This window comes from Streptomyces sp. NPDC030814 (assembly GCF_055572155.1).
Genome location: NZ_JBVIDX010000021.1, coordinates 128,958 through 139,329, shown reverse-complemented (window position 1 = coordinate 139,329; position 10,372 = coordinate 128,958). Strand labels below are relative to the sequence as shown.

Annotated in this window: 8 protein-coding genes; 3 read left to right on the top strand and 5 right to left on the bottom strand. The window is 70.9% G+C overall.

Translation table 11 applies throughout. From position 1 onward, the window contains the following. Positions 1-587 precede the first annotated feature (587 nt). Together ACZ43N_RS32765 and ACZ43N_RS32760 are read left to right on the top strand one after the other, a co-directional pair. Positions 588-2,357, top strand: coding sequence for a TIGR03767 family metallophosphoesterase (locus tag ACZ43N_RS32765; protein WP_468102676.1), 1,770 nt, complete (start codon positions 588-590; stop codon positions 2,355-2,357). 93 nt (positions 2,358-2,450) lie between these two features. Further along, the gene (locus ACZ43N_RS32760; protein ID WP_468102675.1) at positions 2,451-3,590 is read left to right on the top strand and encodes a serine hydrolase domain-containing protein; all 1,140 of its coding nucleotides are present in this window, start codon (positions 2,451-2,453) and stop codon (positions 3,588-3,590) included. 118 nt (positions 3,591-3,708) lie between these two features. Here ACZ43N_RS32760 and ACZ43N_RS32755 read toward each other — a convergent pair whose 3' ends face one another. After that, positions 3,709-4,761 (bottom strand): hypothetical protein, encoded by a 1,053-nt coding sequence (locus ACZ43N_RS32755; protein WP_468102674.1) that lies wholly within the window; start codon positions 4,759-4,761, stop codon positions 3,709-3,711. A gap of 335 nt (positions 4,762-5,096) precedes the next feature. Further along, entirely contained in the window at positions 5,097-7,679 is a 2,583-nt protein-coding gene (gene pepN / locus ACZ43N_RS32750) for an aminopeptidase N (protein ID WP_468102673.1), read from the bottom strand. Positions 7,680-7,841: 162 nt separating this feature from the next. Here pepN and ACZ43N_RS32745 point away from each other — a divergent pair, with 162 nt between their 5' ends. Further along, a complete protein-coding gene (locus ACZ43N_RS32745) occupies positions 7,842-8,495 on the top strand; it encodes a mycothiol-dependent nitroreductase Rv2466c family protein (protein WP_468102672.1) in 654 nt (217 codons plus the stop codon). Positions 8,496-8,580: 85 nt separating this feature from the next. Here ACZ43N_RS32745 and ACZ43N_RS32740 read toward each other — a convergent pair whose 3' ends face one another. The 3 genes from ACZ43N_RS32740 to ACZ43N_RS32730 form a co-directional block, all read right to left on the bottom strand. Continuing rightward, positions 8,581-9,003: a DUF4240 domain-containing protein gene (locus tag ACZ43N_RS32740; RefSeq protein ID WP_468102671.1), complete on the bottom strand. Its 423-nt coding sequence runs from the start codon at positions 9,001-9,003 to the stop codon at positions 8,581-8,583. A gap of 180 nt (positions 9,004-9,183) precedes the next feature. Further along, the gene (locus tag ACZ43N_RS32735) at positions 9,184-9,417 is read right to left on the bottom strand and encodes a hypothetical protein (RefSeq protein WP_468102670.1); all 234 of its coding nucleotides are present in this window, start codon (positions 9,415-9,417) and stop codon (positions 9,184-9,186) included. A 168-nt stretch (positions 9,418-9,585) separates the two neighbouring features. Further along, on the bottom strand, positions 9,586-10,227 hold the full coding sequence (locus tag ACZ43N_RS32730) for a superoxide dismutase (protein ID WP_468102669.1): 642 nt from the start codon (positions 10,225-10,227) through the stop codon (positions 9,586-9,588). Positions 10,228-10,372: the final 145 nt, after the last annotated feature.

Here is a 10,372-nt window from a genome sequence, read left to right as displayed (position 1 = left end):
GAGATACGCGACGACATCCACGAAGCCTTCCTCACCCTCGGATGCGCACTCATCTGCTGGAGACGCCTGAAGTCATTGCGATAGGAGTTCTTAGGGGTCCTTTCACCATGCCCGCCCGGGTCGCGTGGTCCGGCACCGCACCTCGCCGCGTTGCCCAAGGGTCCTGGTAGCTCCGCTACGAGGACCTTCCGGCGCCTTGCGATGCACGACACCGGACCACGCGACCTGATCGGACGCTCATAGTGAAAGGACCCCTTAGGGGGCGCGGGAACTCCGCGACAGGCCACGGCGAACCCGCCGTCACCGAGCCGCAGACGCCCCCGCGGCGACCCCATGCCCTACCCCGCCACATGAACGAGGAGTGACCACTTCCCCTCGGTTCCCCTTACCTTCGGCAACCCCCGGCGAACACCCACCGCCCTCGAAGATCCACGTACGGTGATCGGCGCCACCCGTTGCCACCTCGTTAACGTCCAGGTCACCCCGGCTGCCAAGCATTCAGTACGAGCGGGAACCCCACTCCGGCCCCCATCGCGGAGCGGCCCCGCGACCACTGCCGACGCGTTCGCACTCGGGGAGACCGCGCCATGTCGCGCATACGCTCAGTCGCTGCCGCCGCCACCAACCCTGACCGCCGCGCCTTCCTCGCCGCCACCGGCGCGGTCGGCCTCTCGGCGGGCATCGGGATCGCCCTGCGGCCGGAGACGGACGCCCACGCCGCCGCCGCGCGGACCGCCACCGAGGTCCCCCTGGCGAACCTCTCCAACCGCGAGGCCCCGGCCGCCCCGCTCGCGCCGTACACGCGGGGCACCACCCTCGCCTCGGTCGCGGCGCCGCGCAACGCCTCCGGCTACCGCCGCCTCGGCGACGGCCCCGCCTGGAAGCGGGTCGTGCGCTCCGACCTCGCGACGCCCAAGTCCGGCCGGGAGAAGCGCCGTACGGCGCTCGCGTCGTTCGTGCAGTTCACCGATCTGCACATCGTCGACGTGCAGCACCCGCTGCGCTACGAGTACCTGCGCGCCCAGACCGCGAGCGCCTGGCGTCCGCAGGAGGCCCTGTCCGTGGCCGGGGCGGTCTCGCTCGTCGAGCGGGTCAACTCGCTGCGGGGCGCCCCCGTCACAGGATCGCCGCTGCACTTCGTGATGACGACCGGCGACAACACCGACAACAACTCCAGGACGGAACTGGACTGGTTCCTGAAGGTGATGAGCGGCGGCCGCGTCACCCCCAACTCCGGTGACCCGCGCCGCTACGAGGGCGTCCAGAACAGCGGCCTGGGGCTCTACTGGCAGCCGGACTCCACCCTCCGCGACGCCGACAAGAAGCTCGGCTTCCCCCACCTGAACGGCTTCCTGGCGGCCGCCATCCGCGAGGTCAACAGCCCCGGCCTGAACGTCCCCTGGTACTCCACGGTCGGCAACCACGACTCCCTCCCCGGCGGCTGCTACGCCCCCGGTGACTCCTTCTTCGCGGACTTCGCGGTCGGCGGCAAGAAGCTGATGACCCTGGACGAACAGGTCGGCAAGGCCCTCTGGGACAACGTGAGGAGCGGCGGCGACCCCCGCGGGGCCGACTGGAAGGCCGTGCTCAAGTCCCAGGCGAAGAAGATGCGCTCGGTCACCCCCGACGAGGGCCGGGCACCCTTCACGCCCCTGGAGTACCTGAAGGCCCACCTCGACCCGGCCCGCACCGGCCCCGGCCCGGTCGGCCACGGCTACTCGCAGGCCAACCTCGACGCCCGCACCCAGTACTACGTCTTCCGGATCGCCGACGACGTCATCGGCATCAGCCTCGACTCCACCGACCCCGGCGGCCACTACGAGGGCTCACTGGGCACGGCCCAACTGAAGTGGCTGGACCGGACGCTGAAGGAACACGGCAAGAAGGGCACGTACGCCGTCGTCTTCAGCCACCACACCAGCGCGACCATGCGCAACCTCCGCAAGGACCCGTCCCGGCCGGGCGAGGCCCGCCACGGCGGCGACGAGGTGCTGGCCCTGCTGGGCCGCCACCGCAACGTCCTCGCGTGGGTGAACGGCCACAGCCACCGCAATCGCGTCACCCCGCACAAGTACGCCGACGGCGGCTCGTTCTGGGAGGTCTCGACCGCCTCCCACATCGACTTCCCCCAGCTGGCGCGGGTGATCGAGCTGGTGGACAACAAGGACGGCACGATCTCCCTGTTCACGACCCTGATCGAGTCGGCCGCCCCGCACACCACCCGCTTCACGGACCTCAGCCAGACCGGCCTGGCGGCCCTCTACCGCGAGCTGTCGTTCAACGCGCCGGGCCGCCGTGACAGCCTCACCGGAACCCCCGGAGACCGCAACACGGAGCTGGTACTCCGAAAGGGCTGAAAACCGCTCAACGCCCGTGTGTCTGTCAACTCCGGCCACACCACCGGGGTCCTCCTCCGTGACCGGACGATCTTCTCGGACACAGGGGGAACGATGTCAGTACGTACGGGTCTGGTGGCGGCGACCGCGGTGGTCGCGGCGGTGGCGCTCGCCGCCCCGGTGGCGGCGGCCGCGCCCGCCTCCGCGAGAGGCGGCCACGGCGCGACCCGCGAGGCGATGGACGCCAACGTGAAGGACGGCGTCGTGGGCATCGCCCTCCAGGCGAAGGACGCCCACGGCGTGTGGAAGGCGACGGCGGGCCTGGGCGACCTGAGGACCGGCGGGCCGCGCAGCGCCCAGGACCGCTTCCGGGCCGGCAGCATCACCAAGACCTTCGTGGCGACGGTGCTGCTGCAACTGGAGGCCGAGGGCAGGCTGTCGCTGGACGACAAGGTGGACAGGTGGCTGCCCGGCCTGGTGCGCGGCAACGGCCACGACGGCCGGAGGATCACCGTCCGGCAACTCCTCAACCACACCAGCGGGATCTACAACTACACCTCCGACGAGCAGCTCGGCCGGGACTTCTTCCTCGCCGAGGGCTTCTTCAAGAACCGCTACCGCACCTACACCCCGCAACAGCTGGTCGGCATCGCCATGAAGCACAAGCCGGACTTCGCTCCCGGCACCGACTGGAACTACTCCAACACCAACTACCTGCTCGCCGGTCTGGTGATCCAGAAGGTCACGGGCAACCCGTACGGCGACGAGGTCCGCGCCCGCATCATCGAACCCCTCGGCCTGCGCGGCACGAAGCTCCCCGGCACCTCCTCCACCCTGCCGGGGCCGCACAGCCGCGCCTACTCCAAGCTGGCCGAGACCGCGGACGGCAAGACGTACGACGTCACGAAGCTCAACCCCTCCGTGGCCGGCGCGGCGGGTGAACTGGTCTCCAACGCCGCCGACCTGAACCGCTTCTACTCGGCGCTGCTGCGCGGCCGCCTCCTGCCGAAGAAGCAGCTCGACGCGATGAAGACGACGATCCCCGTCGAGGGACTCGGCAGCTACGGCCTCGGCCTCATCGAGCGCAAGCTCTCCTGCGGCGTCCAGCTGTGGGGCCACAGCGGCGGCATCCACGGCTCCCTCTCCGAGTCCGTCACCACCCCCGACGGCGACCACTCCCTCAGCTTCAACCTCAACAGCGACTGGACGGGGGACACCGAGGCGATCGTGGAGGCGGAGTTCTGCGGCAAGTAGGCGGAACCCCGGGGCAGGCGAGAGGGCAGGGGAAGTCTCGGACCTGAAGAGGGGCCGCCGCGAGGTGCGGCGGCCCCTCCTCTCCCCTCCTGCGCTCCGCCCGTACCGGGTTCCCGGATTACCGGGGAAGCACCACCACGTACGCGGCCGGATCGCGGTCGGACGACGCCATCAGCGCGGTACGGACGACCGCCGCCTGTTGCTCCAGGGAATCACGCAGCTTGTGGGGGGTGATGTGGACGACGGTGATGCCGAGCCGTTCCAGAGTCTCGCGCTTGCGGGCGTACTCGGACCGGAGCGCGTCGTCCTCCTGCCGCGGGGTCCGTGTGTCCAGCTCCACCGCGACGGCCTGCTCCGGCCAGTACGCGTCGAGTCCGCCGAGCCGGGGACCGCCGGGAAGCCGTAGCTCCACGTTCCAGACCGGGTCGGGAAGGGTGAACTCCCCGACCATGCGGTACAGATCGTCCTCCGCGATCGCCCGGCCCTCGGCGAGCAGCGAGTCCACCGCGTCCGCGACCTGGGGCCGGCTCAGCAACCGGGCCTGCGTCAACTCCTTTACGATCGCGGTCGGCTCGGTGTGGCCGCCGCGCACCGCCTCCGTCAGCAGCCGGCGTACGGAGTCCGCGTCGGCCGCCTCCGCCACCGCGTCGGCCAGGGCGCGCGGCACGGGGGCGACGGGCAGACCGGTCACGTACTGCGGGGCCGGCACGGTCGCGGTGCGGATGACGCGGGCGCAGCCGACCGAACGCAGCCGGCGCAGGCGCGGGACCAGGACGTCGATGGTGTCCAGGGACAGCAGCGGGGGAGTGGACGAGAAACCGTGCAGCGTCAGGGCCGCGAGGCCCGTGATCACGGCGTCCGGGTAACGGGGCGTCGCGCGGGGCTGGTCGGCGTTCGGCTGCGCCGGGACACCGGCCACCGGCTCACGGAACGGGGCGCGGGCCGCGTACGCCAGGACGGCGTGCAGCCGCTCCTCGGAGGTGGGCGGACCGGGGTGCAGCAGGTAGACGCCGGGGAGGAGCTGCTGCCAGGGACCACCTTGCCGGCACTGCTGGTTCGTCTCGGCCGGGGTGACACCCTGCGCGCGCAACTGCGCGGCTGTCAGTACGCGGCGGTGCACGTCCGCGAGCCGGCGGAGGGGGCGGGAGGAGAGCGGGGTGTTGTGGTTCATGCCCCGGAGGTTCCCGCGCCGGGAGCGACCCCGAACCTCTGTTACAAGTCTGTCGACAAATGCGGACAACCCTGCACTAAAGTACGTGCGTTCGACTGCCGATAGTCGCTGGTCCACCCCATGATCGGGAAGGTCACGGCTGGCGACTACCCGAATTACGTAACGCGGAACCCGGGGAGCGGGGTTGACGCGGATCAGCTCGGCCGGACGTGCGGGAAGGCGACCCGCGGGCGGCCGCGGCGGCCGCGGCGCACCCGGAGCGCCGGAGCCGCGCACCCGGGCCCCCGCTGAGCGGTGGCCGCCGGGCGCGCAACTCCGCAGCCGCCCGGCGGTGATTACCCCGCTGCCCCCGCCCCGGCGTCGCACTCCTGTGCCCGCAGCGCCCGCGCCAGGTCGTCGCGGGCCTCCACCACCAGTCGGCGCAGCGCGGGCGCGGCGTCCTCGTGGGAGGCCAGCCACGCGTCCGTCGCCTCCAGCGTCACCGGGGAGTCCTGCAGCGACGGGAACAGCCCCCGCACCACATCCATCCCGATCTGGATGGACCGCTCGGCCCACACCCGCTCGATCACCTCGAAGTACCGCTCCGCGTACGGCGCCACCAGCTCCCGCTGGGACGGCCGCGCGAACCCCGCGATGGTCGCCTCCGCCAGCGCGTTCGACAGCACGTCCGACTCCACCACCGACGCCCACGCCTGCGCCTTCACCGCGGCCGACGGCCGGGCCGCCAGGCACCGCACCTGATGCCGCTTGCCGGACGCCGTGTCGTCCCGGGCCAGTTCCGCCGCGAGGATCCCCTCGCCGGCCACCCCGTAGGTCGCCAGCGGCTCCAGGAACGCCCACCGCAGTTCCTGGTCGACTTCCAGCCCGTCGACCTTCTCGGTGCCGGCGAGCAGCCCCTGGAGCACCCCGAGGTCGGGCTCGCTCGACGCCACCGACGCGAAGAACCGCGCCCACGTCAGCTGGTGCTGGCTCCCCGGCTCGGCGGCGCGCAGCTCCCGCAGGGCGCCCTCCGCCAGCAGCCGGCCGCCGGTCTCCCGCCACTGCGGCGCGGCGTAGAAGGTGAGCGCCGAGTTCGCCCAGGCGTGCAGCATCTGCAGCACACCGATGTCGGACTCCCGGCCCGCGAACCGCAGCACCAGGTCGACGAAGTCCCGCGCCGGGAGCAGCGCGTCCCGGGTCAGGTTCCACAGCGCCGACCAGCACAGCGCCCGCGCCAGCGGGTCGGAGACGTCCCCGAGCCCGGCCCGCAGCGTGTCCAGCGACCCGGCGTCGAACCGGATCTTGCAGTACGTCAGGTCGTCGTCGTTGACCAGCACCAGCTCCGGCGCCTCGGCCCCGGCCAGCTCGGCCACGACCGTACGCGCCCCGTCGACGTCCGCCTCGGCCCGCGCGTACCGCTCCAGCGCGCCGCCGTCACCGCGCCGGTAGAGTCCGATCGCCACCCGGTGCGGCCGCAGCTCGGGGTGGGACTCGGCGGCCTCCTGCACCACCGCCAGCTCGTCGATCCGGCCCTCGGCGTCGAGCAGCACCTGCGGGGTGAGGGAGTTCACGCCGGCCGTCTCCAGCCAGGCCCGCGACCAGGCCGCCATGTTCCGCCCGCTGGTCTCCTCCAGGACCGACAGCAGGTCACCGAGGCGCGTGTTGCCGTACGCGTTCCGCTTGAAGTAGCGCCGGGCGCCCTCCAGGAACGCCTCTCGGCCCACGTACGCCACCAGCTGCTTCAGGACGGACGCGCCCTTGGCGTAGGTGATGCCGTCGAAGTTGAGCTTGGCGTCCTCCAGGTCCCGGATGTCGGCCGTGATCGGGTGGGTGGAGGGCAGCTGGTCGGCGCGGTACGCCCAGGACTTGCGGTTGTTGGCGAAGGTGATCCAGCCGCTCGTGAAGCGGGTCGCCTCGACCATCGAGAAGGAGCCCATGAAGTCCGCGAAGGACTCCTTCAGCCACAGGTCGTCCCACCACACCATGGTCACGAGGTCCCCGAACCACATGTGCGCCATCTCGTGCAGGATGACGTTGGCCCGCCGCTCGTACGACGCCTGGGTGACCTTGCCACGGAAGATGAACTCCTCGCGGAAGGTGACGAGCCCCGGGTTCTCCATCGCGCCGAGGTTGTACTCGGGGACGAACGCCTGGTCGTACTTCCCGAACGGGTACGGGTAGTCGAAGTGGTCGTGGAAGAAGTCCAGGCCCTGCTTGGTGATCTCGAAGACGTCATCGGAGTCGAAGTAGGGAGCGAGCCCCTTGCGGCACATCGCGCCGAGCGGGATCTCCAGCCGCGTACCGTCCGCGAGGACCCGCTCGTAGGAGTCGGTGACGTAGTGGTACGGGCCGGCGACGACGGCGGTGATGTACGTCGAGATCGGCTTGGTCTCCGCGAAGCGCCACACCCCGTCGGTCCGCTCGCCGACCCCGTTGCTCCACACCACCCAGTCCTCGGGCGCCCGCACCTCGAAGCGGAAGGGGGCCTTGAGGTCCGGCTGCTCGAAGTTGGCGAAGACGCGGCGGCAGTCGGCGGGCTCGTACTGCGTGTAGAGGTAGACCTCGCCGTCCTCGGGGTCGATGAAGCGGTGCATGCCCTCGCCGGTGCGGGAGTAGGCGCACTGGGCGTCGACCACCAGCTCGTTCTCGGCGGCCAGGTCCTCCAGGACGATCCGGGAGCCGTCGAAGACCTCGCTCGGGTCGAGGTCCTTGCCGTTGAGGGAGACCGACGTCACACTCGGCGCGATCAGGTCGGCGAAGCTGGTGGCGCCCGGGTCGGCGCACCGGAAGCGGACGGTCGTCACCGAGCGGAAGGTCCGCGGCGCCTCCCCGCGTTCGCCGACGGCGGACCGCAGGTCGAGGGAGACCTCGTAGCCGTCGACGGACAGCAGCGCGGCCCGCTCCTGGGCCTCGTCGCGGGACAGATTCTCACCGGGCACGGGCGGCACTCCCTCAGGGGTGGTGTTCAGTATGCGGACAGGGCCGATCCTGCCATGTGCTCCTGACCCCGGGCAGTCGGGAATGAGGCGAGCGGTCGCCGGTGTTGCGGGTTGTTGCGCTGTAAACCGACCATCGCACTCTTGCTCTCCCCGAGGAGAACCATGTCCGAGCAGACCTCAGGCAAGACCCCCGTCGACTTCTGGTTCGACCCCCTGTGCCCCTGGGCGTGGATGACCTCGCGGTGGGTTCTGGAGGTGGAGAAGGTCCGGGACATCGAGGTCCGCTGGCATCTGATGAGCCTCGCGGTCCTCAACGAGAACAAGCTGGACGAACTCCCCGAGGAATACCGCGAACTGCTGGAGACAAAGGCCTGGGGCCCGGTCCGGGTGGTCATAGCCGCCCAGGAGGAGCACGGCGCCGAGGTGCTCGGCGACCTCTACACGGCGATCGGCACGCGCGCCCACAACCAGGGCGAGGGCGCCGGCAAGGAGGTCGTCGCCGCGGCACTGAAGGAGGTCGGGCTGCCCGACTCCCTGATGGACCACTGGGACTCCACCCCGTACGAGCCGCAGCTGCGCGCCTCCCACAAGGAGGGCATCGACAAGGTCGGCCAGGACGTCGGCACGCCCGTCATCGCGGTCCCCGGCGCCGACGGCGAGCAGATCGCGTTCTTCGGCCCGGTCGTCACCCCCGCCCCGCAGGGCGAGGAGGCCGCCAGGCTCTGGGACGGCACCCTTCTCGTCGCCTCCGTCCCGGGCTTCTACGAGATCAAGCGCACCCGCACCAAGGGCCCCGACTTCAGCAACCTGGTCTGACGGGTCCGCGGGCCCGGTGGCCGAGGCGGCCCGTCGGCCGAGGGGCCGCCTCGGGGCGCTCACCGCGGCCGGTGCCGGGCGGTGCTCAAGCCGGCCGGTGTTTCGCGTACAGGGCGGCCAGACGGGGCAGTCGGCGCTCCGTCTGCGCCCAGTCGTCGAAGTCGACGTCCCAGGACTGGTCCAGCTCCGGGTGGCGGATGCGGAAGCAGTCCGGGGGCAGCTCCTGACCGGTGGCCTCGCGATGGGCGTCCCCGGCGATCCCGAGCGTGCTCTCGCACTCGACCTCGGTGAAGTCCTCGGACGCCCGCTGGATGACGGGCAGCTCGGCGAGGGAGTCGGGGTCGGCGACGGCACGCCCGAAGACGGCGCGGCCCTGGATCACGAGCCGACCCCGGAAGCAGTCGAAGCCGTCGTCCGAGCAGCCTCCGTTGATCGTGTATGCCGCGGCCCACAAGGGAGCGCGGTACGACGCGCCCAGCAGGTCCCACAGGATCTGCTGGGCGGCCACGATCGCGGTGGCCGGCCGGGCCGCCGGCAGCGCGGCGGCCGCTCGGCGACAGCTTCGGCGCCGTCCGGCTCCTCAGGGGCCGCGGCTGCGCCGGCGCCTCGTCGGCGATGCTCCAGAACTCGTTCACGTCCATGGGCCGAAGAGTGACAGCGGGGTCTGGCAACGCGCCCCGACTGCGGCTCACTCCAGCTCGTCGGGCAGGCGCTTGGTCAGCCTGAAGTGCTTCTCGTTGCCGGCGGTGCGGAGGTTGAGGCAGGTCTTGCCGTCAGGACGGTTGTTGACGCACTTGTAGTAGTTGTCCGGGACCCGGTTGCCGAGCTGTCCCTGGAGCCACTCGCGCTCCTTCGGGGTCAACGGCTCGTGCGGCTCCTCGGAGCGGCACGTCTGGCAGGTCAGTCGTCTCAGCGTGGGCATCCCCCAAGAATTGCGTTGAAACCGCCCGTAACGGAAGACCTTGCGCCGAAAGACCCCCCGAACAGGAGGGCCCCCGCGAGTCACGTCCTCGCGGGGGGCCCTCCCCTCATCCGCCTGCCCGGTGAACGATGAGAAGACGATCACGAGCAGGAGACCGGGAAGCCTGTCTCAGGGGGTCAGCAGCAGCACGTCCGTGCGGGACTTCGCCGCCGCGAGCCGCCGGGCCACGTCCTGCCAGTCGACGACCCGCCACATCGCCTCGACGAAGTCCACCTTCTGGTTCCGGTACTGCAGGTAGAAGGCGTGCTCCCAGGCGTCGAAGACGAGGATCGGCGTCGAGCCCTGCCCGACGTTGCCCTGGTGGTCGTAGACCTGCTCGACGATCAGCCGTCCGCTCAGCGGCTCGTACGCGAGGACACCCCAGCCGGAACCCTGCGTCGTCGCCGCCGCCTTCGACAACTGTGCCTTGAAGGCGGCGAACGACCCGAACGACTCGGTGATCGCGTCCGCCAACTCGCCCACCCCGTCCGCGGCGAGCGGCTCGCCGCCGCCGTCGCCCGTCATGTTCTGCCAGTAGACGGAGTGCAGGATGTGGCCGGAGAGGTGGAAGGCCAGGTTCTTCTCCAGACCGTTGACCGCCGCCCACGACTCCTTGTCCCGCGCCTCGGCCAACTGCTCCAGCGTGTCGTTGGCCCCCTTCACATACGCCGCGTGGTGCTTGTCGTGGTGCAGCTCGATGATCTCCGGGCTGATCACGGGCGCGAGCGCCGCGTAGTCGTACGGCAGTTCAGGGAGCGTGTAGACGGGCATGACAGGTCCCCTCCGACCCCTTATTGCAAGTTCCTTGCAAATGCACGTTAGCAGCAAGAGTGCTGGTGGAGGGTGACGAGGCGCCGGGAAGGGGTGACGGGGCGCGCGAAAGGGGGGAGTGTGGGAGCGGCGGGGCCGATTTACC

What these genes read in the sequence shown, in the direction of transcription:
- ACZ43N_RS32755 (WP_468102674.1), bottom strand. Translation starts at nt 4,761, where the DNA reads ATGAACCACAACACCCCGCTCTCCTCCCGCCCCCTCCGCCGGCTCGCG.
- ACZ43N_RS32730 (WP_468102669.1), bottom strand. Translation starts at nt 10,227, where the DNA reads ATGCCCGTCTACACGCTCCCTGAACTGCCGTACGACTACGCGGCGCTC.
- ACZ43N_RS32765 (WP_468102676.1), top strand. Translation starts at nt 588, where the DNA reads ATGTCGCGCATACGCTCAGTCGCTGCCGCCGCCACCAACCCTGACCGC.
- ACZ43N_RS32735 (WP_468102670.1), bottom strand. Translation starts at nt 9,417, where the DNA reads ATGCCCACGCTGAGACGACTGACCTGCCAGACGTGCCGCTCCGAGGAG.
- ACZ43N_RS32760 (WP_468102675.1), top strand. Translation starts at nt 2,451, where the DNA reads ATGTCAGTACGTACGGGTCTGGTGGCGGCGACCGCGGTGGTCGCGGCG.
- ACZ43N_RS32745 (WP_468102672.1), top strand. Translation starts at nt 7,842, where the DNA reads ATGTCCGAGCAGACCTCAGGCAAGACCCCCGTCGACTTCTGGTTCGAC.